At 74.1% G+C, this 24891-nt stretch carries 24 protein-coding genes; 14 read left to right on the top strand and 10 right to left on the bottom strand.

The genetic code is table 11. The features are described 5' to 3' along the window. Positions 1-76: 76 nt before the first annotated feature. On the bottom strand, positions 77-1399 hold the full coding sequence (locus tag IE172_RS09315; RefSeq protein ID WP_190096649.1) for an ABC transporter substrate-binding protein: 1323 nt from the start codon (positions 1397-1399) through the stop codon (positions 77-79). 184 nt (positions 1400-1583) lie between these two features. On the opposite strand from IE172_RS09315, the gene IE172_RS09310 reads away from it, so the two are divergent. The 8 genes from IE172_RS09310 (at position 1584) to IE172_RS09275 (ending at position 8813) form a co-directional block, all read left to right on the top strand. Next, positions 1584-3605 (top strand): beta-galactosidase, encoded by a 2022-nt coding sequence (locus IE172_RS09310; RefSeq protein WP_190096648.1) that lies wholly within the window; start codon positions 1584-1586, stop codon positions 3603-3605. A 114-nt stretch (positions 3606-3719) separates the two neighbouring features. After that, positions 3720-5279, top strand: a complete 1560-nt coding sequence (locus IE172_RS09305) for a glycoside hydrolase family 53 protein (RefSeq protein WP_190096647.1) — start codon at positions 3720-3722, stop codon at positions 5277-5279. A gap of 211 nt (positions 5280-5490) precedes the next feature. Then, positions 5491-5742: a helix-turn-helix domain-containing protein gene (locus IE172_RS09300; protein WP_190096646.1), complete on the top strand. Its 252-nt coding sequence runs from the start codon at positions 5491-5493 to the stop codon at positions 5740-5742. Between the two features lie 73 nt (positions 5743-5815). Continuing rightward, positions 5816-6259 (top strand): fluoride efflux transporter FluC, encoded by a 444-nt coding sequence (locus IE172_RS09295; RefSeq protein WP_431987054.1) that lies wholly within the window; start codon positions 5816-5818, stop codon positions 6257-6259. Beyond that, complete coding sequence (locus IE172_RS09290; RefSeq protein ID WP_190096645.1) at positions 6256-6615, top strand: DUF190 domain-containing protein; 360 nt, start codon at positions 6256-6258, stop codon at positions 6613-6615. Before IE172_RS09295 ends, IE172_RS09290 begins: the two co-directional genes overlap by 4 nt. Beyond that, positions 6612-6986, top strand: coding sequence for a fluoride efflux transporter CrcB (gene crcB, locus IE172_RS09285; RefSeq protein WP_190096644.1), 375 nt, complete (start codon positions 6612-6614; stop codon positions 6984-6986). The genes IE172_RS09290 and crcB overlap by 4 nt, the downstream gene beginning before the upstream one ends. 88 nt (positions 6987-7074) lie before the next feature. Further along, positions 7075-7797, top strand: coding sequence for a FadR/GntR family transcriptional regulator (locus IE172_RS09280; RefSeq protein WP_190096643.1), 723 nt, complete (start codon positions 7075-7077; stop codon positions 7795-7797). Further along, the gene (locus tag IE172_RS09275) at positions 7797-8813 is read left to right on the top strand and encodes an asparaginase (protein WP_190096642.1); all 1017 of its coding nucleotides are present in this window, start codon (positions 7797-7799) and stop codon (positions 8811-8813) included. The genes IE172_RS09280 and IE172_RS09275 overlap by 1 nt, the downstream gene beginning before the upstream one ends. 39 nt (positions 8814-8852) lie before the next feature. On the opposite strand, the gene IE172_RS09270 is transcribed toward IE172_RS09275, so the two are convergent. Then, the gene (locus IE172_RS09270) at positions 8853-10016 is read right to left on the bottom strand and encodes a D-alanyl-D-alanine carboxypeptidase family protein (RefSeq protein ID WP_190096641.1); all 1164 of its coding nucleotides are present in this window, start codon (positions 10014-10016) and stop codon (positions 8853-8855) included. Between the two features lie 160 nt (positions 10017-10176). Here IE172_RS09270 and IE172_RS09265 point away from each other — a divergent pair, with 160 nt between their 5' ends. Next, the gene (locus tag IE172_RS09265; protein ID WP_190096640.1) at positions 10177-10905 is read left to right on the top strand and encodes a class I SAM-dependent methyltransferase; all 729 of its coding nucleotides are present in this window, start codon (positions 10177-10179) and stop codon (positions 10903-10905) included. Between the two features lie 127 nt (positions 10906-11032). Here IE172_RS09265 and IE172_RS09260 read toward each other — a convergent pair whose 3' ends face one another. From IE172_RS09260 to IE172_RS09250, 3 genes are all read right to left on the bottom strand, one after another. Then, positions 11033-12001, bottom strand: a complete 969-nt coding sequence (locus IE172_RS09260) for an acetylxylan esterase (RefSeq protein ID WP_190096639.1) — start codon at positions 11999-12001, stop codon at positions 11033-11035. A 445-nt stretch (positions 12002-12446) separates the two neighbouring features. After that, positions 12447-13211, bottom strand: a complete 765-nt coding sequence (locus IE172_RS09255) for a ferredoxin reductase (RefSeq protein WP_438817010.1) — start codon at positions 13209-13211, stop codon at positions 12447-12449. A 52-nt stretch (positions 13212-13263) separates the two neighbouring features. Continuing rightward, on the bottom strand, positions 13264-13869 hold the full coding sequence (locus IE172_RS09250; RefSeq protein WP_190096638.1) for a sulfite oxidase-like oxidoreductase: 606 nt from the start codon (positions 13867-13869) through the stop codon (positions 13264-13266). Positions 13870-14241: 372 nt separating this feature from the next. Between IE172_RS09250 and IE172_RS09245 the strand changes: the two genes are divergently transcribed. Beyond that, positions 14242-15015: a putative protein N(5)-glutamine methyltransferase gene (locus tag IE172_RS09245; protein ID WP_190096637.1), complete on the top strand. Its 774-nt coding sequence runs from the start codon at positions 14242-14244 to the stop codon at positions 15013-15015. Between the two features lie 98 nt (positions 15016-15113). Here IE172_RS09245 and IE172_RS09240 read toward each other — a convergent pair whose 3' ends face one another. Continuing rightward, the gene (locus IE172_RS09240; RefSeq protein ID WP_190096636.1) at positions 15114-17195 is read right to left on the bottom strand and encodes a SpoIIE family protein phosphatase; all 2082 of its coding nucleotides are present in this window, start codon (positions 17193-17195) and stop codon (positions 15114-15116) included. A 243-nt stretch (positions 17196-17438) separates the two neighbouring features. Between IE172_RS09240 and IE172_RS09235 the strand changes: the two genes are divergently transcribed. The 3 genes from IE172_RS09235 (at position 17439) to IE172_RS09225 (ending at position 20727) form a co-directional block, all read left to right on the top strand. Then, positions 17439-17807 carry a hypothetical protein gene (locus IE172_RS09235; protein ID WP_190096635.1) on the top strand — a complete coding sequence of 123 codons (369 nt, stop codon included), beginning with the start codon at positions 17439-17441 and terminating at the stop codon, positions 17805-17807. A gap of 300 nt (positions 17808-18107) precedes the next feature. Next, a complete protein-coding gene (locus IE172_RS09230; protein WP_190096634.1) occupies positions 18108-20123 on the top strand; it encodes an NADPH-dependent 2,4-dienoyl-CoA reductase in 2016 nt (671 codons plus the stop codon). Between the two features lie 28 nt (positions 20124-20151). Then, positions 20152-20727: a PadR family transcriptional regulator gene (locus IE172_RS09225; protein WP_190096633.1), complete on the top strand. Its 576-nt coding sequence runs from the start codon at positions 20152-20154 to the stop codon at positions 20725-20727. Positions 20728-20803: 76 nt separating this feature from the next. Here the strand turns inward: IE172_RS09225 and IE172_RS09220 are convergent, their stop codons facing one another. Both IE172_RS09220 and IE172_RS09215 read right to left on the bottom strand, forming a co-directional pair. Further along, on the bottom strand, positions 20804-21334 hold the full coding sequence (locus IE172_RS09220; protein ID WP_190096632.1) for a hypothetical protein: 531 nt from the start codon (positions 21332-21334) through the stop codon (positions 20804-20806). Positions 21335-21498: 164 nt separating this feature from the next. Continuing rightward, positions 21499-22500, bottom strand: coding sequence for a fibronectin type III domain-containing protein (locus IE172_RS09215; RefSeq protein WP_403379561.1), 1002 nt, complete (start codon positions 22498-22500; stop codon positions 21499-21501). A 386-nt stretch (positions 22501-22886) separates the two neighbouring features. On the opposite strand from IE172_RS09215, the gene IE172_RS09210 reads away from it, so the two are divergent. Next, a complete protein-coding gene (locus tag IE172_RS09210; protein ID WP_229885938.1) occupies positions 22887-23825 on the top strand; it encodes a glycoside hydrolase family 75 protein in 939 nt (312 codons plus the stop codon). 28 nt (positions 23826-23853) lie between these two features. Here the strand turns inward: IE172_RS09210 and IE172_RS09205 are convergent, their stop codons facing one another. After that, positions 23854-24264: a PTS-dependent dihydroxyacetone kinase phosphotransferase subunit DhaM gene (locus tag IE172_RS09205; RefSeq protein ID WP_190096630.1), complete on the bottom strand. Its 411-nt coding sequence runs from the start codon at positions 24262-24264 to the stop codon at positions 23854-23856. Then, positions 24257-24871: a dihydroxyacetone kinase subunit DhaL gene (gene dhaL, locus IE172_RS09200; protein WP_190096629.1), complete on the bottom strand. Its 615-nt coding sequence runs from the start codon at positions 24869-24871 to the stop codon at positions 24257-24259. The genes IE172_RS09205 and dhaL overlap by 8 nt, the downstream gene beginning before the upstream one ends. Positions 24872-24891 lie beyond the last annotated feature (20 nt).

Genomic DNA, 24891 nt, shown 5'->3' with positions numbered 1-24891 from the left:
GGCCTGAGGGCGGTGGGGGAGGGGCGACCGGACGGGGCCCTCCCGGCCCCGTCCGGCTTCCGGCGGCCGGGGGACTTCACTCCGCGACCCCGAAGCCCTGCTTCTTCAGGTCGGCGACCGTCTCCCGCTGCATGGCGTCCAGGGCGGCCGTGAAGTCCGACTTGTTCTTCGCGGCGGCACCGAAGGCGTCCTTGAACGTCGTGTAGGCGACGTTCACGTTCGGTCCCCAGGCGGAGGGCGCGGTCGTCTCCGCGATCCGGGCGGCCCTGGTGTAGAAGTCGGGCTGGTTGGAGAAGTACTCCGGCGGGCTGGTGAAGGCGCCGCTGAGCTGGGCCGAGGTGGAGGCCGGGTAGATGCCGCTCTCCCTGGCCAGCGCGTTGAGCGCCTCGCCGTCGGTGTTCAGCCAGGCGGCGAACTTCGCGGCGGCTTCCCTGTTCCCGGAGTCCGTGGTCACGGCGGTGGAGGAGCCGCCCCAGCTGCCGGTGCTGCTCCCGCCCCCGTCCCACTGGGGGAGCGGGGCCATGGCCCACTTGCCCTTGGTGTCGGGCGCGGCGGTGGTCAGGGTGCCCGGCGCCCACACGGCGCTCACCCACGCTATCTGCTTGCCGGTGTTGAGGGCCTTGTTCCAGGCCGGGGTGTACATCGGCTGGTTGTCGACGGCGCCCTCCGCGACCAGACCGCCCCAGAACTCGGCCACCTTCTTCGTCGCCGCGTCGTTGATGCCGACCTTCCACCGGTCGCCGGAGGTGGTCCACCACCGGGCGCCGGCCTGCTGGGCGAGGCCCGCGAACAGCCCGGAGTCGTTGGCGGAGAAGGTGGTCAGGTCCTTGTCGGGCGCCGCCTTCTTCAGTTTCCGGGCGGTCTCGGCGAACTGGTCCCAGGTGGCCGGCACGGTGAGGCCGTACTCCTTGAACAGGTCCTCGCGGTAGTAGAACATCATCGGCCCGATGTCCTGGGGGACCGCGTAGACGGCGTCCGTGCCCAGGGTGGTCTGCTGCCAGACGCCCTCGGCGAACTTGCTCTTCGCGTCGCCCACCGTGTCGCCGATGTCGGCGAGCGCGTCATTGCTGACCAGGGTGGGCAGCGCCTGGTACTCCGCCTGCACCAGGTCGGGCGCCTTGCCGGCCTTGTGCGCGGTGAGGATCTTGGTCACCAGCGTGTCGCCGGACGCCTGCTTCTTCACCGTGACGGTGATCCGCTCCTCCTTGCCCGGCCCCTTGTTCCACAGGTCCACGACCTTGTCCATGCCGGGCGTCCAGGTCCAGTACGTCAGTGACACCGGACCCGGCCGGGCCCCGCCGTCGTCGTCGGACGACGAGCCACAGGCGGCGAGTGCGGAGGCGCCGAGCGCGACGGCGACGGCGGAACTCACGAGGCGACGATGCTTCGTGTACGGCATGGATCTCTCCCCTGACCTGGGGCCTCCGCCCGATGCGAAGACCAGCCATGCTTCTGTGAGCGTTCACAGTAGAGAAACACATCGGACACTTGTCAATGGTTGTTGCTGTGCGGTTTTGTGGGCTTCGCACGGCAGAGAATGTGTGTGCACGTTCTCAGAACTTCGACTCATCGGGAGAGAATCCATGCCGGAATCCACCCCCAGGGGCCTCACCGGGCTCGCGTTCGGCGGGGACTACAACCCCGAGCAGTGGCCGGAGGCCGTCTGGGACGAGGACGTCCGGCTGATGCGGGAGGCCGGCGTCACCATGGTGAGCGCCGGGATCTTCTCCTGGGCCCTGCTGGAACCCTCGCCCGGCGCGTACGACTTCGGCTGGCTCGACCGCAGCCTGGACCTGCTGCACGCGGGCGGCATCCGCGTCGACCTGGGCACGCCCACCGTGGTGCCCCCCGCCTGGTTCTACCGCGCCCACCCCGACGCGCTGCCGGTCACCGCCGAGGGAGTGCGCCTGGAGTTCGGCTCCCGCGGCGCCATCTGCCACAGCAACGCCGACTACCGGGCCGCCGCCGCGAACATCACCACCCGGCTCGCCGAACGCTACGGCGACCACCCCGCGCTCGCCATGTGGCACGTCCACAACGAGTACGGCGTCCCCGTCTCGGCCTGCTACTGCGACTCCTGCGCCGCGCACTTCCGCCACTGGCTGGCGACCGTGTACGGCACCGTCGAGGCCGTCAACGAAGCCTGGGGAACGGCCTTCTGGGGGCAGCGCTACGCCTCGTTCGAGGAGATCAACCCGCCGCGCGCGACCCCCACGGCCGGCAACCCGGCCCACGCGCTGGACTACAGGCGGTTCGCCGACGCCACGATGCGCGAGAACTTCACCGCCGAGCGGGACATCCTGCACCGCCTGACGCCCGGCGTCCCGGTGACCACCAACTTCATGACCGCCCTCAGCCAGTGCGACTCCGTCGACTACTGGGCCTGGGGCCGCGAGGTGGACCTCGTCACCAACGACCACTACCTGATCACCGACGGCCGCCGCACCCACGTCAACCTCGCCATGGCCGCCGACCTCACCCGTTCCGTCGGCGGCGGCGCCCCCTGGCTGCTTCTCGAACACTCCACCTCGGGCGTCAACTGGCAGCCCCGCAACCCCGCCAAGGCACCCGGCCAGATGGCCCGCAACTCCCTCGCCCACGTGGCCCGCGGCTCCGACGGCGCGATGTTCTTCCAGTGGCGCCAGTCCCGGCGCGGCGCCGAGAAGTTCCACTCCGCGATGCTGCCGCACGGCGGCACCGGGACCCGTGTCTTCCGTGAGGTGACGGAACTCGGCGCGGCCGTCGGCTCGCTGGCGGCGGTCCGGGGCACCCGCACCGAGGCCGACGTGGCCGTGCTCTGGGACTGGCAGTCCTGGTGGGCGCAGAACCTCGACTGGCGCCCCAGCGAGGACCACGACGCCCGCGAACGCGCCGACGCCTACTACGAGGCCCTCTACGACCACCACCTCACCGTCGACTTCGCCCACCCCGAAGCCGACCTGTCGAGGTACCCCCTCGTCGTCGTACCGGCCCTGTACCTGATGACGGAGGCGGCGGGGAACAACCTCAGGGAGTACGTCGAGGGCGGCGGCACCCTGGTCGTGTCGTACTTCTCCGGCATCGTCGACGAGCACGACGCCGTGCACGAGGGCCCCTACCCGGGCGCCCTGCGCGATGTTCTCGGCCTGACCGTCGAGGAGTTCTCCCCCCTGCTGCGCGGCGAGCGGGTCCGCCTCACCGGCCCCGGCGAGGCGGAACTCGACGCCGACGTCTGGACGGAGTTCGTGGTGCCCCGGGGCGCCGAGACCGTGTGGACCTACACCGACGGCCTCACCGCCGGCCGTCCCGCCGTCACCCGGCACCGCCTCGGCGACGGCACCGCCTGGTACGTCTCCACCCGTCTCGGCGCCGAGGGCCTCGCCGGCCTCCTCGGCCGGGCCGCCGAGGACGCCGGTCTCGCCCCGCGCACCGACCTGCCCCGCGACGTCGAAGTGGTGCGCCGCACGGGCGAGTCGGGCACCTTCCTGTTCGTGATCAACCACACCGCCGCCGATGCCAAGGTGCCGCTGGACACGTCCGGCACCGAACTGCTGACCGGTGAACGCGCCGTCGGCCGCCTGCCGGTCCCGGCCGGAGCGGTCCGGGTCGTGCGACTCGACGGCTGAGCCGTGACTCCCCTCCGCCCGCGCGAGCACACCGGCCGCGGGCGGAGGGTGGCCCCGGCCCCTCCCCGGGTCCGGGGCACCCCCACCCCCACGTCGAAGGGACGACGAACGCCCATGTTCCATCCCGGACGCACACTCCGCGCCCTGCTGCCGCCGCTCGTGGCCGGGCTCGCCCTCACGACCCTGCCCGCCCGGACCGCGACGGCCGCGAGCACCCTCACCAACGCGGGCTTCGAAAGCGGCGGTTCGGGCGCCGCCATACCGGCCGGCTGGTCCGAGTACGGCGACACCGCCGCCTCCTACACGGAGTCCGGCGGCCGCGACGGCGGCCACCGCCTCACCCACTGGTCCTCCTCCGCCTACAAGGTGGAGACGTACCAGTACCTGTCGGGCCTGGCCAACGGCGACTACAGGCTCACCGCCTGGGTCCGCTCCGGCGGCGGCCAGAACTCCGCCCACCTCGTCCTCAGGAACTGCGGCGGAGCCGAGCAGCGCACCGGCCTGCCGGTGTCCGACTCCGGCTGGATACGGATCGTCGTGCCGGTCAGGGTGACCAGCAACCAGTGCACCGTCGGCGTCACCAGCGACGCCCGCGCCGGCAACTGGATCAACGTCGACGACCTGACCTTCGCCCGCGGCACCTCGGGCCTGTCCGTCAAGGGCGCCGACATCTCCTCGCTGCCCAAGAGCGAAGCCCGGGGCGGCGTCTACCGCACCGCCTCCGGCTCCGCCGGGGACCCGGTCGCCGTCCTGCGGTCCGCGGGCATGAACTACGCCCGCCTGAAGGTCTGGGTGGACCCGGCCGACGGCTACAACGACAAGGCGCACGTCCTGGCCATGGCCAAGCGGATCAAGGCGCAGGGCATGAAGCTGCTCGTCGACTTCCACTACTCCGACACCTGGGCCGACCCGGGCAAGCAGTACAAGCCCGCCGCCTGGGCCGGACACGGCTACGGACAGCTCAAGAAGGACGTCCACGACCACACCCACGACGTGCTCGCCGCCCTCAAGTCCCAGGGCACCACCGCCGACATGGTGCAGGTCGGCAACGAGATCAACGGCGGCATGCTGTGGAATGAGGGCTCCACGGACCACTGGAGCGGGCTCGCCGGACTGCTCAACGCGGGCTACGACGCCGCCAAGGCGGTCAGCCCCTCCACGGTCGTCGCGCTGCACCTCGCCGAGGGCGGCGACCTGGAGGGCACCCGCTGGTGGTTCGACAACGCCGTCGCCCACGGCGTGCGCTTCGACGCCGTCGGCCTGTCGTACTACGGCTACTGGCACGGCACCCTGCACGACTTCCAGACGACCCTGGACGACACCGCCGGCCGCTACGGCAAGCCCGTCTTCGTCGCCGAGACGGCCTACCCGTTCCGGCTCGACAGCGAGGACGGCCTCGAGAACATCATCGACCTCGACGGCGAACTCGTCCCCGGCTACCCGGCGTCCACCACCGGCCAGACCCGCTGGATGAACGACGTGGCGAGCATCGTGGAGGCCGTCCCGGACGGCCGGGGCCTCGGTGTCTTCTACTGGGAGGCCACCTGGACCGCCCGCGACGGCAACGGCTGGGACCCGGCCGACCCCTCCTCCGGCAACGGCTGGGAGAACCAGGCGCTCTTCGGCTACGACGACCGCGCGCTGCCCGCGACGGCCTGGTTCCGCCACAGGTGACACCCGGGCTCCCTGCCCCGGCCGGTGCGGGGCAGGGGGCCGCCGCACTCCGGCCGGTGCCCCGCCGCCACCGTGCGCCGACGGCCGAACCGCCCTGTGCCGCGGGGACGTCGGGTCCCGGACAAGGTACCGGCAGACCGGGACACCGGGGCCCCGGTCGCGGGACAGTGGGAGGGCACCGGAGGAGGAATCCGGTGCGGAGGTGTACGAGATGCTGAGGAATCCCGTCGACGGGACACGGCTGCGCATCCTGGCGTGGCTGAGCGAACCCGCTGTCGCCGAGCACGGTCTCACCGCGGACGACATCGCCACGAGGCTCGGCGTGCCCCGCCCGGCCGCCCTGACCCACCTGCGGCTCCTCACGGCCCTCGGCCTGCTGAGCACCTCCGCCGACCGGCTGCGCTACCGGCGCGACGAGATGCGGATCGCCGAGGTGGCGCAGGTCTTCGGCAAGGGCTGGTAGCGCACCCGGCCGAGTGCCCCGCGGCGCCGTCCGGCCGTTACGCTGATCCCGAGCGAGTGGGAGACGTACGACGGTGACAGCCCCGGAGAACGAGGGCCGCCGGGCCCGGCCCGGCATGCGCGCCCAGGCCCCCGTCCTCGCCGCGGTCGCCCTCGGCGGGGCGGCGGGAGCCACGGCCCGCTACGCGGCCACGCTCGGGTGGCCGACGCCGGCGGGCGCCTTCCCCTGGACCGTCCTCGGGGTCAACGTCGCCGGCTGCGCCGCCATCGGCGTCCTCATGGTGATCGTCACCGAGGTGCGCACCGCCCACCCCCTGGTCCGCCCGTTCCTCGGCACCGGTGTCCTCGGCGGGTTCACCACCTTCTCGACGTACGCGGTGGACGTCCGTGACCTGCTGGACGGCGGCCACCAGGCGGCGGGAGCGGCCTGCCTCGTCGCCACTCCCGTCGCCGCCCTCGCCGCCGTGTGGACGGCCGCCGCGGCGACCCGCCGTGTTCTCGTCAGGAGGCACCCATGACACGACCGACCGGCACCGTGACGCGCCTGACCGTGTTCGTCGGGGAGAACGACACCTGGCGGCACCGGCCCCTGTACTCGGAGATCGTCCACCGGGCGCACGCGGCGGGACTCGCGGGCGCCAGTGTCTTCCGCGGTGTCGAAGGCTTCGGCGCGTCCTCCGTCGTGCACACCTCCCGGCTGCTGTCCCTCGGCGACGAGCTGCCGGTGGCGGTCGTCGTCGTCGACACCGAGGAGCGCGTACGGGCCTTCCTCCCGGAACTCGACGCGCTCGTCCCCGACGGACTGGTCCTGCTCGACCGCTGCGAGGCCGTCCGCCGACCGGGCACCGCCCGGCCGGACGAAGGGACCCGATGAACTGGCTGTACGTGGTGCTGGGTGCCATGGTCGGCGCCCCGCTGCGGTACCTCACCGACCGCGCGGTGCAGTCCCGGCACGACTCGGTGTTCCCCTGGGGAACCTTCACCGTCAACGTCACCGGCTCCCTGGTCCTGGGCCTGCTCACCGGAGCGGCCGTCGCGGGCGCCGTGGGCGAGGACCTCCGCCTGCTGCTCGGGACCGGCCTGTGCGGCGCCCTGACCACCTATTCGACGTTCTCCTACGAGACCCTCCGTCTGGCCGAGACCGGCGCCCGCGGCTACGCGGTGCTCAACGTCGCGGCGAACGTGACCGCCGCCCTGGCCGCGGCCTTCGCGGGCGCGGCCGTGGGCGAGACGCTGTGGTCATGACCTCCGGCGGAACGCGGACCGGCGAGTGTGGCGGGCCTTACCCCGCCCCGCCTTGACAGCGCTCCGGCCCGCCCCGCACGATCGAGGCGTGAACCTGTCAGACAGCCAGACAGGTGGTGCGGGTCCGCGGCGCGTCAGCGCAATGGAGGCGGTGCTCGGCCACCTCCGCGGAGCCATAGAGCGCGGCGAGTACGCGATCGGCGACAAACTGCCCTCCGAGGCGGAGCTGTGCCGCACCCTCGGGGTCTCCCGGCCCGTCCTGCGTGAGTCCCTGCGGGCCCTGCAGACGATGGGCCTGACCGTCTCCAGAACCGGCAGGGGCACGTTCGTCGTGGCCGACGCCGTTCAGGACCCCACCTTCGGCGACTACGCGGCCGGCGACCTCATGGAGGTGCGCCGGCACATCGAGATCCCGGTCGCCGGGCACGCCGCCCGGCGCCGCACCCCGCAGGACCTGGACCGTCTGGCGCGGCTCCTGGACCGGATGGAGCGGGAGACCGACACCGCCGCGTGGGTGGCGATGGACACCCTGTTCCACCTCGCCGTCGCCGAGGCCGCCCAGAACCCGGTGTTCCGCCGGGTCATCGAGGAGATCAGGGACGCGCTGGCCCGCCAGTCCGCGTTCCTCAACGAACTCGGCGACCGCCGCGGGCAGTCCGACCGTGAGCACCGGGCGATCCTCAACGCGCTGACCGACGGCTCCGAGCGCGACGCCGTGGACGCCATGACCCACCATCTCGACCGCGTCGAGACCACCCTCACCGACATCGTGCGCCCGGCGCCGCGCCACGACCGACCCCAGGCAGTGTGATGTACAGCAGCCTCCCCGTGGACCCGCCCCCGATCCGCGAGCCCCTGCACGCCCCCGTCGCCCACCTGATACGCGGCGGGGTCGTCGAAGGCGTCCACCACGGCTCCGTCGTCGTCCTCGGCGCCGACGGCGGCGTCCGCTTCGAGATCGGCGACAGCGAGGCGGCCTGTTATCCGCGCTCCGCGCTCAAGCCCCTCCAGGCGGTGGCCATGGTCCGCGCCGGGCTGCCGCTCGACGGCGCGCTGCTGTCGCTCGCCGCGGCCAGCCACTCGGGGGAGCAGCGCCACCTGGCGGGCACCCGGCGCATCCTCGAACGGGCCGGACTGACCGAGGACCACCTGCGCAACGTGCCCGACCTGCCGTTCGACCCGGCCGTCCGGGACGTCTGGGTGCGCCAGGGCCGCCCGCCGTCCCGGCTCGCCCAGAACTGCTCCGGCAAGCACGCCGCCATGCTGTACACCGCCCGGCTGAACGGCTGGTCCCTCGACGACTACCTCGACCCCGCCCACCCCCTCCAGCGCGCGATCGCCGAGGTGGTCGAGGAACTCACCGGGCAGCGCGTCGCCACGGTCACCGTGGACGGCTGCGGCGCGCCGCTGTTCGCGGTCTCCCTGCGCGGTCTCGCCGTCGCCGCCGCCCGGCTCACCACCGCCGCGCCGGACACCCCCGGGGCACGCGTCGCCGACGCGATGCGCGAACACGCCGAGATGGCCTCCGGCTCCGGCCGGGACGTGGCCGCGCTGATGCGGGCCGTGCCCGGACTGCTCGCCAAGGACGGCTTCGAGGGTGTGCAGGTCGCCGCCCTGCCCGACGGCCGCGCCGTCGCCGTGAAGATCGCCGACGGTGCGTCCCGGGCGCGCGTGCCCGTGACCGCGGGGGCGCTGGCGCTCGCGGGTGTGGACGCCTCACTGCTCGCGGCGTTCGCCGGCGAGCCGCTGCTCGGGGGCGGGCGGCCGGTCGGCGAGGTGCGCCCGGTGCCGGCGCTCGATCCGGTGCGGGCGCCGGCCTGCGCGTGAACGCCCCGGCCGGTCCGTCCTCCGGCCCGCGCGCCGCGGTCAGCCCGCCGGCACCGGACCCCATCTGAGCCGCAGGAACAGCGCCGTCCCCGCCCCGCCCAGCAGGGCGGCGCCGGCGATCGTCCACGACACCGGCCGGCCCGGCCCGTCCTGCCGCCGGGCGGCCGGCACCGCCGCGGACTCCGCCTCCGGCCCCCGCAGCGGTCCGGTCCGCAGGGCGTCCAGCGAGCCCACCGGGTCGACCCGCCCGGCCGCCGCGAACCCCCAGTCCAGCAGCGAGCGCGTCTCCTCGTACACCGCGTACCCGTCGTCCGAACGGGGGTTCATGACCGTCGCCACGAGCGTGCGCCCGCCGCGCCGCGCGGCCGCCACGAGCGTGTTCCCGGCGTCGCTGGTGTAGCCGTTCTTGATCCCGATCAGGCCCCGGTACGGCGCCACGCCGTCCGCGCCGGTGAGCAGCCGGTTGGTGTTCACGATCCCGTAGGAGTCGCCGTCGCGTCCCGGGAACCGCGCCTCCCGCAGGGCGCAGTACCGGGCGAACTCGGGATTGCGCAGTCCGGCCCGCCCGAACACGGCCAGGTCGAAGGCGGACGAGACCTGTCCGGGCGCGTCGTAGCCGTCGGGCGACGTCACCCGGGTGTCCCGGGCGCCCAGGGAGCGGGCCTTGGCCTGCATCCGCTCGGCCGTGTCCCGCCAGCCGCCGGTCAGCCCGGCCAGCACGCGCACGGCGTCGTTTCCGGAGCTGAGGAAGACCCCGTTCCACAGGTCGGCCACCCGGTACGTCCGGTTCTCCGCGACCCCGACGAGGCTGCTGCCGGGGCCGACGTCCTCCAGTTCCTCCGCGCCGACCCGGTGCCGGATGCCGGACGGCAGGGCCGGCAGCACGGTGAGGGCGAACAGGGTCTTGAGGGTGCTGGCGGGCGGCAGCCTGCGGTGCGCGTCGTGTGCCGCCAGCACCTCTCCGGTGCGGGCGTCGGCGATCAGCCACGATCGGGCGGACAGGTCCGGGACCGCGGGCGTTCCGCGGTGCGGGCGGACATGCGTGCCGGGCCGGTACAGCAGCGAGGCGGCCGCGGGCGTGGCCCGGGGCCCGGGATCGACGCCCGTACCGGTGGCGGCCGCGGCCGGTGCCAGCACCAGCAGACCCGCCGCGCAGAGCGCGCAGGTCGGCACGGCCACCCGTGAGGCAAATCCGATAGTCATACCGCAAACGTAGGAACGGGCCCCGGGAACCCAGCGCTGCCAGGGCCGCAGAGCGCCGCCGAGCACCCGGATGCCACACCTCGGCGCGCGGCCGGCCGCCGGGGGCGCGTCGGCACCGGGGTGACCCCTGCGGACGGAGCCCCTCCTCTAGGCTGAACCGATGTTCAGCCCCGAAGGCCCTCGCCTGCGTGAACTCGCCGTCCAGGCGCTGTCGTCCGTGGAACGCGGCTACGACCTCCTCGCGCCCAAGTTCGACCACACGCCCTTCCGCACGCCGGACTCGGTCCTCGACGCCACGGTGTCGGCGCTGCGGCGGGCAGGCCCGTTCGGTACGGGGCTCGACCTGTGCTGCGGCACCGGGGCGGGTGTGGACGTGCTGAGGCAGGTGTGCGGGGAGGGCGTCACCGGCGTGGACTTCAGCGCCGGCATGCTGGACGTGGCGCGGGCCCGCACCCGTCCGCCGGGGCCGCCGGTCACCTGGGTGCGGGCGGACGCTCGGGACCTGCCGTTCGGCCCGGACTTCGATCTCGTGACGAGTTTCGGGGCGTTCGGCCACTTCCTGCCGGGTGAGCTGCCGGGGCTCTTCGGCCAGGTCCACTCGGTGCTGCGGCCGGGCGGGCGCTTCGTGTTCCCCGTGGTCGCCCCGCCGCGGCCGGGCTCGTACACCTACGGGCTGCTGTGGGGGTTCGACGCGGCGATGCGGGTGCGCAACGCGGTGTGGCGGCCGCCGTTCGTCATGTACTACCGGGGCTTCCGCTTCGGTGAGATGTGGCGGGAGCTGGGCAGGGCCGAATTCGGGGTCCGGTTCTGGCCGCTGCCCGAGTTCGGGCGGCGGGCCGACGGCAGTCCGAAGGTGCGGCTGGTGGTCGCGGAACGGGCGGCGCGGTAGCGGGTGCCTGACGGGCCCGCGCTCCCCGGCCGGCCCGCACGAACGCCGCGGCGGGACAGCGCGGCACGGCTGCCCCGCCGGCCGGTGGCGACCGGCTCCTCCCGGCGCCGTGGCGGCCGGCCGGAGGTCAGATGTACGAACGCATCCAGCGGAGCTTGGCCGCCTCGTGGAACGGTCCGCCGCCCTCGTGGTCGTTGAAGTCGTACACCTCGATGGCCTTGTCCTCGTGCGCCCAGGCGTGGAACGCCGCGAACACCGTCGAGGGCGGGCAGGTCTGGTCCTCCAGGGCCGCCGAGAACAGCGCGGGGGCGCGGCCGCGGGCGGCGAAGTGCACGGCGTCGAAGTAGGACAGGGTGCGCAGGACGTCGTCGAAGCGGCCGCGGTGCGTCTTCAGGTACAGGCCGATCTCCCGGTAGGGGTGCCGGTCGGTGAGCGTCGTCGCGCGCGGGAAGTCGCACAGGAACGGCACGTCCGGCGCGACGCCCGCCAGGTCCGGCACCAGTCCGCCCACCGCCAGGGCGATGCCCCCGCCCTGGCTGGAGCCGACGGCCACCGTACGGCTCGCGTCGGTCAGCGGATGCGACCGCGCCGCCTCCACCGCGCGGACGGCGTCGGTGAACACCCGGCGGTAGTAGTAGTTCGCCGGCGCGTCGATGCCGCGGGTCATGAACCCGGGGTACGCCGGGGCGCCTCCCACCGGGTCGGCCGTACCGCCGCCGGCACCCCAGGCGCTGCCCTGTCCGCGGGTGTCCATCACGAAGTGCGCCCGGCCCGTGGACGCCCACAGCAGGTGTTCGTGGGGGAGTCCGCGGCCGCCGCCGTAGCCGATGAACTCGACCACCAGCGGCAGCGGGGCGTCCGCCCCGGCGGGGAGCGTCAGCCAGCCCTTCACGGGATGACCGCCGAACCCGGCGAACGTCACGTCGAACACCCGCACCGTGGACAGTCCGGTGTCGACCGGCTCGAAACGCGCGTCCAGATCGTGCTCGCGCGCCTCGTCGAGCGTCTTGGACCAGAACGCGTCGAAGTCCTCGGGCGCCGTGGACTCGCTGCGGTACTCGCGCAGTTCGTCGAGGGGGAGGTCGAACAGGGCCATCAGGGACCGCCTTCGTGAAGAGACAGTGCGAAGCGAGGACACCGTACGTGGATCATCCGGAAAGCCGCCAGGGGGTTCCGTGAAAACCACAGGTGAAAGCCGCAGAAAGCGTTTTCCGCAGGGTGTCTCGGCCGGTCGCGCGTCCCGCCCCGCTCCCACCCCGCGGTGCGTCCGCTCCGGCCCGGTGCGGGCCCACGCCCGCTCCCACTCCGCCGGCCTCCGCCGCACCGCCACCCGGCGCACCGCGCGGTGGGCGAGCAGCACCACGGCCACCGTGCCGCCCTCCGCGGCGGTCCCCACGCCGATGCCGTACTGCCGGACGGAGGCGTCGTCGACCGGGGGCGGCACGGCACGCTCAGGGGAGTCGAACCACACGTGCACCACGTCACCGGGCGCGCGTGCGGGCCCGTCGAGTCCCACCGTCCGGACGGGCGCCGGAGCGGCGTCAGCCGAAGCGTTCGATCCGGATGCGTTCCACGGGCTGACCGGCCGCCACCAGCAGCCGGGAGGCGTGTTCGGCGAAGGAGTTGGAACCGCACACATAGGCCTCCCACCCACCGGGAGGCTGTTTCGCCATGAACGGCGCCACATGGGCCGCCCCCAGACGTCCCACGGCCTCACCCTCCGGCGCGCTCCGCGTGAACACCGGTGTGGTCTCCGACCGCATCTCGCGCGCGAAGATCAGGTCCTCGGGACTGCGCGTCGACACCAGCAGCCGAAGCGGCACCCTCATGTCCCGCGACCGGTGGAAGCGCACCATCGACCACAGCGGGACCACGCCGGAGCCCGCGCCCACCAGCAGCGCGGGCCGGTCGGCCGGCCAGGCGAAGAAGCCGCTGAGCGGGCCCCGCACCTCGATCCGGTCACCGGGGCGGGCCACCGTGTGGAACCAGCCCGAGACCTCGCCGCCCTCGACGTGGTCCAGCGTCAGTTCGATGTGCCCGGAGTCGTCCGGGGCGGACGCGATCGAGTAGTGGCGCTGGGCCACGTATCCGTCCTCGGCGGTCAGCCGCAGCATCAGGTGCTGGCCGGGCAGGTGTCCCGGCCAGCCGGGCACGGCGAACCGGAAGGAGGACACGCGGGGCGTCTCGCGGCGGATCCCGGTCAGTGTGGCCGTCCGCCACACGGAGGCGTCCTGCGGGCTCACGGCGATGCGGCCGGGCACAGCGAACCGCGTCGGCGGAGCGAACCGCTCCTGAGCGCCGCGCACCGTCCCCGCCGTCCCGGGCGCTTCCGTCGCCCCGGCCGTCTCCGTCGTCAGCTCAGTCACCGGAGTACCTCTGCTCCTCCCAGGGGTTGCCGCGCGGGTGGTACCCGTTGCCCTCCCAGAAGCCCGGCTCGTCGTGGTCGAGAAGCCGCAGCCCCGCGAGCCACTTGACGCTCTTCCAGAAGTACAGGTGCGGCACCACCAGCCGCGCCGGACCGCCGTGTTCGGCGTCGAGCGGCCGTCCGCCGTACTCCCAGACGATCCACGCCCGGCCGCCGGACACATCGGCGAGAGGCAGGTTCGCGGTGTAGCCGGTGTGCGCGTACGCCACCACATGGGTCGCCGACCCATGGGGCCGGACCACGTCCAGGAACGCGTCCAGCGAGACACCGCCGAACCGCACCCCGAACTTCGACCAGCCGGTCACACAGTGGATGTCGCCCTCGTACGCCGAGGGGGGCAGCTCGTGCGCCTCGTCCCAGTCCCAGGTACGGGGCTCCGCCACCAGCCCGTCGATCCGGAAGGTCCAGTCGGCCGGGGCGAGGTCGGGTGTGACCTCGGCCGACAGGACGGGCCACTCGTCGCCCGCGTCGTACTGACCGGGCGGCAGTCCGGGATGGTGCACACGGGGGCGGCCGGTGAAGCCTCGGGTGATGTTCACGTGATCGGTGTTTCCGTGACGGCTGGTGCTGAAGTGTTTCCGCGTTCAACGGTACGCGGTGCGAAAGGCCCGTGCGCCGCCAGGCCGCATCGCACCGCACGACCGGGAGATCGTCGGGTACTGTGGCCGTCCGGCCGCGGACCGACCCGGCCGGGAGGCCGAAGGAGGTGGGACCCATCACCGCTTGTCAGATCGGGTGCTCCCCTCTCGAAGCGACGCGGTTCACCGGCAGCGTGTGACCGCGGGAGCGCCCTTCGGCTCCCGAAAGGCCCAAGGCTCTTGCCTCACACCCCGCACACCCCGTCCGGACCCTCCCCGCGTCCTGACCTTCCGCCCTCACCCGCGCCCGGCCCCCCGTCCCGGGATTCCGTCGTGGCGGCTCTCCGCGCCGCCGGGTGCGTCTTCGCCGAGGACGAGGCCGAACTGATCACCGCCGCCGCCCCGACCCCGGCCGACATCGCCCCGATGGTCGAGCGCCGGGCGGCCGGACTGCCCCTCGAACTCGTCGTCGGCTGGGCGGACTTCCACGGCCGGCGCATCACCGTGGAACCGGGCGTCTTCGTCCCCCGCCGACGCACCGAGTTCCTCGTCGAACAGGCTCTCGCGCAGACGGCCGGCGCGGCCGTCGTGGTGGACCTGTGCTGCGGCACCGGCGCCGTCGGAGCGGCCCTGGCGGCCGGACTCGGCACGGCGGAGCTGCACGCCGCCGACATCGACCCGGCCGCGGTCCGCTGCGCCCGCCGCAATGTGGCAGCCCTCGGCGGGCAGGTCCACCGGGGCGATCTGTTCGACGCGCTCCCCGGCGTGCTGCGGGGCCGTGTCGACATCCTCGCGGCGAACGTGCCGTACGTGCCCAGCGACGACATCGCCCTGCTGCCGCCGGAGGCCCGCGACCACGAGCCGCGCGTCGCGCTCGACGGCGGCGCGGACGGCCTCGACGTCCTGCGACGGGTCGCCGAGGGGGCACCCGGATGGCTCGCGCCCGGTGGCCGGCTCCTGGTGGAGACCAGCAGCCGGCAGGCCCCCGCCGCCGTCGCCGCCTTCACCGGAGCCGGCCTGCGCACCCGGCTGGCCGTCTGCGAGGAGCGGTACGCCCATGTCGTGATCGGCGTCAGACCGCTGCCGGTCCGGCGCGGCGGACGGTAACCGGGCCGAACCGGGCCGAGCCGGACCGGGGTGGCAGGCGGGAGTCGGGCCGGGGTGGCGGACGGTGGCCGGGCGCCGGTGCCGGAACGCGGCCGGGCTCAGTCGTCCGGTGCCGTCGCGCGGGCGATCAGCAGGGCCACGTCGTCGAAGTTGTCGGGTTCGCGCAGCGTGCGCAGGAGCAGGTCGCAGACCTCCTCGAGGGAGTGACCGGGCCGGTCCAGCAGGGCGAGCAGCCGGTCGAGGCGCTCGTCCAGCGGATCGCGGCGGGTCTCCACGAGACCGTCGGTGTAGAACACCAGCCGGTCGCCCGGCTCCAGTGCGACGGTGGTCGTGGAGAACGCGACCCCGCCCACGCCCAGGGGCACGCCGGTGGGCAGGTCGAGCAGTTCGGGTGGGCGGCCGGTCCGGACCCGGGCCGGCGGCAGGTGCCCCGCGTTGGCGAGGGTGCACCGCCGCTCGCGCGGATCGTGGACGGCGTACACGCAGGTGGCGATCGCCTGGTCCAGCCCGCCGGTGATCCGGTCCAGGTGTTCCAGCAACACGGCCGGGTCCAGGCCCAGGGAGGCGAGGGTGTGGGTCGCCGTGCGGAGCCGGCCCATGGTGGCCGCGGCGGGGATGCCGCTGCCCATCACGTCCCCCACGACGAGCGCCGTCCTGTCGTCGTCCAGCGGGATCACGTCGAACCAGTCGCCGCCCACCTCGCTGGTGGCACCGGCCGGCTGGTAGCGGGAGGCGACCTCGAGGCCGCCCGTCACGGGCGGATGGCTCGGCAGCAGACTGCGCTGCAGGGTCAGGGCGGTGTCGCGGGCGTTCTGGTACCAGCGGGCGTTGTCGATCTGCACCGCCGCGCGCGAGGCCAGCTCCCGCGCGAGCAGCAGGTCGTCCTCGTCGAAGGGGCGGGGGGTGCGCGTGCGCTTGAGGTCGAGGGCGCCGAGCACCTCCCCGCGCGCGATCAGCGGCACGGCCAGGTACGAGTGGACGCCCGCCCGCGCCGGCAGCCCCGCCGCCTCCGGGGAACGGGCGATCCGGGCGAGGTCCTCGTCCTTCACCCGCGCCACCATCACGGGCAGTCCGGTGCGCACGCACTCGGTGATCAGCCGGTCCGGAGGGTAGCGGGTCACCCGGCCCGGCGGGTCGGCCGCGGGCACCACGTCGACCGCGTCCACCGAGCGGACCGCGAGCGGCCGCATCACGGCCGCCTCGGTGGGGCCGAGGGCGCTGCGCCGGCCCCGCACCACGGTGTCCAGCAGGTCCACCGCCGCCGCGTCGGCCAGTTCCGGCACGGCCACGTCGGCGAGTTCGCCGGCCGTGCGGTCGAGATCCAGGGTGGTGCCGATCCGGGCGGTGGCGTCGGCGATCACCGCGAGCCGCCACCGCGCGCTCTCGGCCTCGGCGTTCGCCCGGTACTGCTCGGTGACGTCCACCAGGGACATGGCCACGCCCAGGACCGTGCCGAGCGCGTTCTCCAGCCGGTACAGGGACACCGACCAGGCGTGGTCCTCGTCCGGGTCGGCCGGGGTGCGGCCGGTGGTGAACAGGTCGACGGCGGGCCGGCCGGTGTCCAGCACCTCACGGGCGGCGTCCTCGATCGCGTCCACGACCAGCAGCGGCACCACCTCCCGGACCGTGCGGCCGAGGTGCTGCTCGGCCGGGATGCCGTTGATCTGCTCCAGTGCCGGGTTCACCGACACGTACCGCAGCGCGGAGTCCAGGACGGCCAGGCCGATGGGGGACTGGGCGACGATCCGGGCGGTCAGGGCGACGTCGCGTTCGAGCCGGCGCACGGTCGACTGGTCCACCGCGAGGCCGAGGGCGTACACGTCCCCCCGGTCGTCCAGCAGCCGCATGTTGCGGAACTCCACCAGGCGGGTGCCGCCGTCCTTGCGCCGGATGGGGAAGGCGCCCGCCCAGCTCCGACCGGTGCGCATGACGTCGGCGAACAGTTTCACCACGAGGTCCAGGTGTTCCTCGTGCACCATGATCCGGGCCGCGTACTGGCCCAGTGCCTCCCGCGCGCTGTAGCCGAACAGTTCCTCGGCCTGCGGGCTCCAGAGCGTGATGCGCCCCTCGGTGTCCAGGACCACCGAGGCCACGCGCAGCACGTCCAGCAGGCCGCTGGGACGCGCCGGCCCGGGATCCGGCCGGTCACCGCCGGCCGGGAACGACCCCGCTGCACTCATCGCACGCCCCGCCTTCGCCGTTTCCCGGGCACACCCTCACCGTGCCGACACCCCTTTGTTCTACCGCGTGCGGGGGCGGTTCTCCGCCGCTCCGGCCGTTCGCCTCCAGCTTCCCCCACCGGGGTGGCGCGCGCCCGCGAACCGGGGCTCCGCGGGGTCGGCGCGCGGGTAGTGCTCCGCGGCATGTGGTGCTTTGCTGAGTGGGGGGTGGGGACGGCGTGACCCACGAGAGGAGCGATCACGATGGAAAGCCGGCAACCGCACCCGGAGTCCGTCTCGGTCGAGATCAGCGGGTGCAGCAAGGACGACGCCCGGATCGTCTTCGACGCGCTGTGCGCGTGCTTCGCGTCCGACCGGTGCTCCGACGACGTGCCCGAGGAACTCCACCGGACCCGGCCCACGGTGTGGCTGGGCACGTTCGACGTCGCCGACGCGCACGAGGGCGCCCGCCCCACGCGGCTGACCTCTTCGGTCGACGCCGACGTGCACGGCGGCTACTGGGCTGTCGACCGGTTCCGCACCACCCTCGACTCGCTGTTCACCGTGCGCGATCTCACCACGGTCTCCGGCGACCAGGAGCGGGAGCTGCACGTCCGCCTCGAAAGCAGGTGACGCCGCACGGTGCGTGTCCCGGCCCGCGCCCGCCGGCATGCGGCGCATGCCCGCGGGGCCGGGACCCGTCGACCGGACCGCCAGGCGGGGCGTCCGTCGATTCCGGTTACGCGGGGCTCCGGACGCGACGCCCGCAGGCCCGGTCCTGAAGCACCTCGGGCACGGGTTTCCCCGCGAGCACCTCCTGCTCGCGGGGAAACCCGTGCCCGCTGTGCCCTCCGTCACCTTTATGCAACTAGTTGCATAAGCGGGTGCGCGTGCCTTACAACTACAGGCACGACACCGCGCACGGAGGGCCCGATGAGCCGTTACCCCCACCTGCTGACCCCCCTCGACCTGGGCTTCACCACCCTGCCCAACCGGGTCCTCATGGGCTCCATGCACGTCGGCCTGGAGGAGGCCGAGGGCGGCTTCTCCCGCATGGCCGAGTTCTACGCCGCCCGCGCCCGCGGGGGAGTGGGCCTCATCGTCACCGGCGGCATCGCCCCCAACGACGAGGGACGGCCCTACGAGGGCGGCGCCAAGCTCACCACCGACGCCGAGGCCGAGCGGCACCGGGAGGTCACCGAGGCGGTGCACCGCGAGGGCGGGCGCATCGCGATGCAGATCCTGCACTTCGGCCGCTACGCCTACCACCGCGACCTGGTCGCCCCCAGCTCCCTCCAGGCTCCGATCAGCCCCTTCGCGCCCCGCGAACTCACCGACGACGAGGTCGAGCGCACCGTCGACGACTACGCCCGCGCCGCCCGCCTCGCCCGGCAGGCCGGCTACGACGGCGTCGAGATCATGGGCTCCGAGGGCTACCTGATCAACGAGTTCATCGCCCGGCAGACCAACCACCGCACCGACCGCTGGGGCGGCTCCTACGAGAACCGGATGCGCTTCCCCGTCGAGATCGTCCGCCGGGTGCGCGAGGCGGTCGGCGAGGACTTCATCGTCATCTACCGGCTCTCCATGCTCGACCTGGTCCCCGGCGGCTCCACCCTGGACGAGGTGATCACCCTCGCCAAGGCCGTCGAGGAGGCCGGCGCCACCCTCATCAACACCGGCATCGGCTGGCACGAGGCCCGCATCCCCACCATCGCCACCTCCGTGCCGCGCGGCGCCTACACCTGGGTGACCAAGCGGCTCATGGGCGAGGTCTCGGTCCCGCTCGTCACCACGAACCGCATCAACACCCCCGAGCTCGCCGAGCAGTTGCTCGCCGAGGGCACGGCGGACATGGTCTCGATGGCCCGCCCCATGCTCGCCGACCCCGACTTCGTCGCCAAGGCCGCCGACGGCCGCTCCGAGGCGATCAACACCTGCATCGGCTGCAACCAGGCCTGCCTCGACCACACCTTCAGCGGACAGATCACCTCCTGCCTGGTCAACCCGCGCGCCTGCCACGAGACCGAGCTGGTCCTCTCCCCGACCCGCCGCCGCAAGCGGATCGCCGTCGTCGGCGCCGGCCCGGCCGGCCTGGCCTGCGCGGTGAGCGCGGCCGAACGCGGCCACGACGTCACCCTGTTCGACGCCGCGAGCGAGATCGGCGGGCAGCTCAACGTGGCGCGCAGGGTCCCCGGCAAGCAGGAATTCGACGAGACGCTGCGCTACTTCCGCACCCGCCTCGCCGAACTGGCCGTCGACGTACGGCTGGAGACCCGCGTCACCGCCGACGACGTGGCCGGGCACGACGAGATCGTCGTCGCCACCGGTGTCACCCCGCGCGTCCCCGACATCCCGGGTGTCGACCACCCGAGCGTGCTCGGCTACCTCGACGTGCTGCGCGACGGGGCCCCCGTCGGCGACCGGGTCGCGATCCTCGGCGCGGGCGGCATCGGCTTCGACGTCGCCGAGTTCCTGACCGACGGCGGCGACAAGGCGCACGAGGACCCCGAGACGTACTTCCGGCAGTGGGGCGTCGACCTGGACTACCGTGCCCCCGGCGGCCTCGCCGTGCCCGAGCGGCCCGCCCCGCCGCGCACCGTCCACCTGTTGCAGCGCAAGACCTCCAAGGTCGGCGCCGGACTCGGCAAGACCACCGGCTGGATCCACCGCACCGAACTCAGGCACCGCGGGGTCACCATGGTCCCGGGCGTGCGCTACGACCGCATCGACGACGCCGGGCTGCACGTCACCGTCGACGGCCAGAGCACCGTACTGGAGGTCGACACGGTCGTCCTGTGCACGGGGCAGGAGCCGCGCCGAGACCTGTACGACATGCTCCTCGCCGCCGGGCGCCCCGTCCACCTGATCGGCGGTGCCGACGTGGCCGCCGAACTGGACGCCAAGCGTGCCATCAAGCAGGGCACGGAGCTGGCGGCGGCCCTCTAGGGCCGGGCCCCGTTCCTAGGATGAGCGCATGTCACTCCCGCACGCGATCCTCACCGCCCTGCTCGAGAAGCCGTCGTCGGGGCTGGAGCTGACCCGCCGGTTCGACAGGTCGATCGGCTACTTCTGGTCCGCGACCCACCAGCAGATCTACCGTGAGCTGGGGAGACTCGAGGCCGGGGGCCTCATCCGGGCCCTGCCCTCCGAGCACCCGGCCCGCGGGCAGAAGAAGGCGTACGAGGTGCTGCGGGCGGGCCGGGACGAACTGGCCCGCTGGACCGCCGCGTCCCAGGACCCCAAGCCGATGAGGGATGTGACGCTGCTGCGGCTGAGGGCGGCGGCCGTGGTCGGCACGGAAGGGCTCCACGCCGATCTGCGGCGCCACCGCGAGTTGCACGGGCGGCAGTTGGAGGAGTACCGGGAGATCGAGCGGCGCGACTTCCCGCCCGGCAAGGACGGGCCGCAGGACCGGCTGAGGCATCTGGTGCTGCGGGCCGGCATCGACCTGGAGACGTTCTGGACCCAGTGGCTCGACCACGCGCTCTCGGAGTTCGAGAGTCTGCCGGAGCCGGACGAGGGGGAGTGGCCGGGCGCGCGGACGGCGTGACCGCCCGGCCACCAAAGGAGATGACGCCGGCCGCCCGACCGGAGCGCGTCGGACGTGATGGCGGCCGGCGCCGGCCCTAGAGGTGGCGCGGCCGGGCGCGGCGGCGCAGGTACCAGGCCGTGGCGAGCAGGCCGGTCCCGACCAGCGCGCCGCCCGCCACCAGGGTGACCGTGCCGTAGTCCGCCGAGCCGCCGCCGACGCCGCCCATCACGCCGCGGGTGGGCGAGGCGGTGGGGGTGGCCGAGGGGCTGGACACGGGGGAGACGACGACGGCCTGGGTGCCCGCGGTACTGCCGTCGGAGCACACCACGATCACCGTGTAGGTGCCCGCGCCGACGTTCGACCAGGCGGCGGACTGGCCCGCGGCCGTTCCCGTCAGCGCCACCTGGCGGCCCTGCGAGAAGCTGGTCTGGCCGCTGCCGAGCAGCGACGCGGTGCCCCAGTGGCCGTTGACCTGGGTGCACGCGGTGGTGCTGACCGAGACCGTCGACCCGGTGGTGCTCACCGAGATGCCGGCCGCGGCGGCCGGTCCGGCCAGGGACAGGGCGAGCGCGGCGGCGGCTGCCACGGTGGGCCCGGAGCGGAGCAGTGGCTTCGAGATGTGCATGGGGACTGCCTCCCGGCGGCACGGCCGGCGGTACATCCCTTGCGCCGCCGAGGTCGGGGAGCGCCCGTGCTGCCACGAGGCCAGCCAAAGGGCAGCGGGGCCGCCGCGCACTCCGGCCGCATCCGGGCAGGTGACGCCGGGCCGCCGGGCGTGCCGAGGGGGGATCAGGAGGGGGCGCCGGTCGTCACCGTGCGCTCGGCCGAGAAGCCGCCCCAGGTCCCGTCGGGCAGCATCGCCCGGACCCGCACCCGGTGGGTGACTCCCGCCTCCGGGCCCAGGTAGAAGCGGTAGGCCGCCCGGTCGCGTGGCGCGTCGCCGCCGTAGACGAGCGAGGTGGCGGTGCGGCCGTCCAGGCGCACCTCGTACTCGGTGATCACCCCGTCGACGCGCGGGGGCGTCCAGGTCAGGGCGAGGTAGTGGGCGCCGTCGGTCTCCTCGCTGACGGCGCGGAAGTCGGTGGGAGCGGTCGCGGCGCCGCCGTCCGCGCCGCCCGTGGTGGTGAGGCGGACGACGGCGCCGGGCGGGGAGACGTTGCCGGCCGCGTCCCTGGCCCGGACGGTGAACGCGTAGCGGGTTCCCGGCCGCAGCCCCGTGACGACGGCGGCCGTCTGGTTCCCACCCACACTGTGGATCTTCGTGTCGCCCTGGTGGATGTCGTACGACACCACGCCCCGGTCGTCCGCGGAGGCGGACCACGACAGCTGGGCCGCCCGGCTTCCGGCCGCCCGGCCACGCGTCCCGGCGGGACGGCCGGGCGGGGAGTCGTCGGCCGGGGCCGCCGCGGGGGTCGTCACCCGTACCTCCCGGCTGGGCGGCCCGAGCCGCCCGTCCGTGTCCCGGGCCCGCACCGTGAGGACATGGGCGGTCGCGGGCCGGAGTCCGGTGACGTCCACCATGTGCCGGGAACCGGGCACCTCTTCGACCTTGGTGGCGCCCCGGTACACCTCGTACCGGCTCACCTTCGCGTCGGTGGCGGTGACGGCGTTCCACATGACGTGCACACCCGTGGCGCTGCCGGCTTCGGCCGTGACGCCGGTGGGCGCGGCGGGGAGCCGCTCGCTCGCCGCCTCCCCGGATCCGCCCCACCGGCAGGAGGCGACCAGCAGGAGGACCCCGCAGAGCGCGAGCAGGCGACGCGAGGACACGGCTGGGGGAACGCCACGCACGACTCTGCCTCCCTCGGGGGAACACGGACGACCCGAAATTGGTCCGTACCAATATGAGGCCGCTGACGCGGCCACATCAAGAGGGCGGAAGGGGTGGTGTGCCGGGGCGCCGTGCGCGCTCGGCGTCCCGGCGGCCCGAAGGGCCCCGCGCGGCGGTCGAGTTCGGCCCGGGGCCCGGGGTGCCGGCATCAGGGGATCCGGCGCCGGTGCCCGCGGCGGGACGGCCCGGACGGGGGCGGGCTCGCGTTCCGGCCTCTCGCGCGGTCGCCGGTGCGATCGTGTGCCGTCCGGCCCAGGCGGGCTTGTCATACCGTCACACTCGGTTGAAATCGGGCAAAGTGCCCGAGTGTGTGTCAGTGTCCCCGACGAGAGGCCGCCCCTTGACCGTGTCCTGTGTCCCGCCGCTCACCCTGATCCTGGCCGGTGTCGCCCTGCTGGCCCCCTCGTCGCCCCCCGCCGCCACGCCCCAGCCCCGCACCGAACAGGCGGCGCGGCGCGCGCACCCGGTCGCTCCACGACAGATGTCGCCCGTCAGCCCGGGGCGCCCGGAACTCGTCCCCGTGCGGCTCACCGCCCCGCTCGCCGCACGGCGCGCCGGCCCCGCCGTCGCGCGCACCGACCCCGACTCCCCACGGCGCGCCGACCCCGCGGCCGCGCGGCACACGGACCCCGGCCCCCCGCGGCGCACCGACCCCGCCGTCGCGCGCCGTGCCGCACCGGTCCCCGGGCGGGGCACGGCCCCCGTCAGCGCCGCCGAACTGCTGGACAAGGTGCGCACCTGCACGCCCGTCTCCCACGGCCGCTACCGCAAGGACCACGGCGCCCGTGCCACCGTCCCGGTCTGCGGCACCCGCGACGCCGTGTTCTGGAAGGCCGACATGGACATCGACTGCGACGGCCGTCCCGGCCTCCGCTGCAACGCCGGCACCGACCCCCACTTCTCCGCCTCCACCGCCTTCGCCCGGTCCGACGGCCGGCCGCTGAGCGCCGAGAAGCTGCCCTACATCGTGGTGCCCGCCCCCGGCGCCGTCTGGGACTACCGGTCCCACGGCGTGCGCGGCGGGTCGGTCGCGGCCCTGGTGTACCGCGACCGGGTGCGCTACGCGGTCGTCGGCGACACCGGTCCCTCGGACATCATCGGCGAGGCCTCCTACGCCGCGGCGGACTCGCTCGGCATCGACCCGGACCCGCACGGCGGCGGCACCCCCTCGGGTGTCACCTACATCGTGTTCAAGGGCAGCGAGGTGACCCCCGTGGAGGACCGCGAGGCCGCGGCGGCCCAGGGGGAGCGGCTGGCCCGCGCGTTCGTGAACGGCGGCGACTGACCGAGCGGGCCGGCCGCCACCGCGGCCGTCACACCTTGCGGTACGTGTACGCCTCCGCGGCCGCCGCCTCCACCGCGGCCAGGTCCGCCCCCGTGGACGCCGTGACCACCGCGGCCACCGCGCCCTCGACGAACGGCGCGTCCACCAGCCGGGTGTCCTCGGGGAGTTCGTCCCCCTCGGCGAGCAGCGCCTTCACGGTGAGCACCGCGCTGCCCAGATCGGTGAGCACCGCCACCCCGGCCCCGCGGTCGACCGACGCCGCCGCCGCCGAGATCAGTTCGGCGCTGGTGCCGAGGCCGCCGCTCTCCGAGCCGCCCGCCGGAGCCACGGCGACCGTGCTGCCGGAGCCCGCCAGGCCCTTGGCCAGCTCCGCCACCGACTCGGCGACCGTCGCGCTGTGCGACACCAGCACGATCCCCACCCGCGTGTCGTCACTCATGGCCCGCCTCCGTGTCCGAGGCGTCGAGCAGCGCGGCGAACAGCAGCGCCGACGACGTGGCCCCCGGGTCCTGGTGACCGATGCTGCGCTCACCGAGATAGCTGGCCCTGCCCTTGCGGGCCTGCAGGGGTGTCGTCGCGACGGCCCCTTCCTCCGCCGCGTCGCGGGCGGCGGCGAAGGAGTCGCCGAGCGCGTCCACCGCGGGCACCAGCGCGTCGATCATCGTCTTGTCGCCCGGCGCCGCGCCGCCGAGCCGCATCACCGCGTCCGTCCCCGCGCGCAGCGCCTCGGCCAGCTGCCGCCGGTCCACCTCGGCGGCGTCGCCGAGTGTCTTGCCCGCGCGGCGCAGCAGCGTCCCGTACAGCGGCCCCGACGCACCGCCCACGGTCGAGATGAGCAGACGCCCTGCCTGGGTCAGCACCGCTCCCGGGGTGGCGGGCGGCTCCTTGTCCAGCGCGTCGCGCACCGCCCGGAATCCGCGCTGCATGTTGCTGCCGTGGTCGGCGTCCCCGATCGGCGAGTCGAGGGCGGTGAGACGGTCCGCCTCGCGGTCGACGGACGCGGCGGCGGCCGTCATCCAACGGCGGAAGAAGTCGGCGTCGAGCACGGGAACTCCTCGCGTGGTAG

This window comes from Streptomyces griseoflavus (assembly GCF_014649995.1).
In the GTDB taxonomy this organism is placed as follows: domain Bacteria; phylum Actinomycetota; class Actinomycetes; order Streptomycetales; family Streptomycetaceae; genus Streptomyces; species Streptomyces griseoflavus.
Note: the sequence above shows the minus strand (reverse complement) of the source record. Positions and strands in the feature narration are given on the sequence as shown.